The sequence below is a fragment of the Neobacillus mesonae genome, from assembly GCF_023715155.1.
Taxonomy (GTDB): Bacteria; Bacillota; Bacilli; order Bacillales; family Cytobacillaceae; genus Neobacillus; species Neobacillus mesonae_A.
In genome coordinates this window covers 1-255 of the sequence record NZ_JAMBNQ010000163.1, presented here as the reverse complement: position 1 = coordinate 255, position 255 = coordinate 1, and the positions used below count along the sequence as shown (strand labels likewise).

The following is a 255-nucleotide window of genomic DNA, read 5'->3' as shown; positions in this document are numbered from 1 at the left end:
ATTCATTTTCAATCCTTAACATACGATTTTCACGCTTCAATATTTCAAGTTCGGAGGATTCCTCTTTTTTCTTCTGTTGATGATCACGTTTAGCAGTCATTTGTATTGGCCTCCCTCTCCGTTTAAATAGAGCTTCAACACCTTTCTCTTCATAAATCCTCTTCCATGCCCAAATTGCACTGGCTGTAGATATATTAAAATGAAGAGCAGTTTCAGGTAATGACGCCCCATTTCTCCCCATCCATTCTAATACTT

Annotated in this window: 1 protein-coding gene; it reads right to left on the bottom strand. The window is 38.0% G+C overall.

Translation table 11 applies throughout. The features are described 5' to 3' along the window. On the bottom strand, positions 1-241 hold a 241-nt coding region (locus tag M3183_RS27600), incomplete at its 3' end, for a helix-turn-helix domain-containing protein (protein ID WP_396953770.1). Positions 242-255: the final 14 nt, after the last annotated feature.